The organism is Rhizobium sp. Root482 (assembly GCF_001426565.1).
In the GTDB taxonomy this organism is placed as follows: Bacteria; Pseudomonadota; Alphaproteobacteria; order Rhizobiales; family Rhizobiaceae; genus Pararhizobium.
Genome location: NZ_LMFA01000022.1, coordinates 1 through 1,069, shown reverse-complemented (window position 1 = coordinate 1,069; position 1,069 = coordinate 1). Strand labels below are relative to the sequence as shown.

Below are 1,069 nucleotides of genomic sequence, written 5' to 3'. Positions count from 1 at the left end.
GCGAAGGGCGTGACTTCCGCCCCGGTGCCGGACGTGGTCGGCACGACGTAGCAGGGCAGGGGCGCGTTCCTGTGCACCGGCTGGCCGTCGCGAAAATGGAGGGCCAGCGTCCAGCCTTCCGGCGCACTCACCGCCTTGGCGATGACCTTGCCGCTGTCCATGGCGCTACCGCCGCCAAGGCCGAGAATGACATCCGGTTCGGCGGCGCGAACATCGCGGATGATCGCATCGAGACGATCGAGATCCGGATTGGGATCGATCGTATCGACAACATGCACGAGACGGTCGCCAAGGGCATCACGAAGGCGCTGCGTCAGACCGCGCCTGGTGAAGCCGGCCGAGGTGACGAGGCAGATGCGCTTGCCAACAACGATCGATCCCAGCTCGGCAATCTTGCCGGCTCCGAAGATGATGCGGGTGGGATTGCCGAAGCTGAAATTGTCGCTGAGCTTCATCAGGCCACGCCGATCTGCTTCATCAGGTTGGTCTTGTTTTCAAGCGGCGTGCTCTTCGGGCGGCCGAGATCCTTCAGCTCGATGAAGGCAGGGCCCTTTGATCCGGAAGCCTCGGCGATGGCGGCAAGAATGCCTTCGCGGCTGTCGCTGCCGGAAACCGACGCATAGCCGCTGGCCTTTGCCACGGCCTGAAGATCGACCGAGAAGCCGGCCGTCGGCTGGGCGCCGACCGAATCATGCACGCCGTTGTTGAGGACGATATGGACGAGGTTCTTCGGCGCCGCCTTGCCGATGACCGGCATGGCGCCCATGTGCATCAGCACGGAGCCATCGCCGTCGAGGCAGACGACCTGGCGATCCGGCTGGGCGATGGCGATGCCCATGGCGATCGACGCGGTGTGGCCCATGCCGCCGACGGTGAGAAAATCCTTCGGCGCGGTCTCGCCCTTGCGAACGCGGTATTCGTAGAGTTCGCGCGAGGTAAAGCCCGTCGTCGCGACGATGACGCTGTCTGCCGAAATGGCTTCCGCGACGATCTCGATCGCCTCTTCGCGCGACAGCGGACCACCCGAAGGCAGCGTCTCGCCCTTGCCGGCAAAGCTCTCGAACGCATC

General features: G+C 64.6%; 2 protein-coding genes. Both read right to left on the bottom strand.

Going from position 1 to position 1,069, the window contains the following annotated elements; genetic code table 11:
* On the bottom strand, positions 1-455 hold a 455-nt coding region (locus tag ASD31_RS26230; RefSeq protein ID WP_162251162.1), incomplete at its 3' end, for an iron-containing alcohol dehydrogenase.
* On the bottom strand, positions 455-1,069 hold a 615-nt coding region (locus tag ASD31_RS16125; RefSeq protein WP_244483869.1), incomplete at its 5' end, for a thiamine pyrophosphate-dependent enzyme. The genes ASD31_RS16125 and ASD31_RS26230, both read right to left, overlap by 1 nt.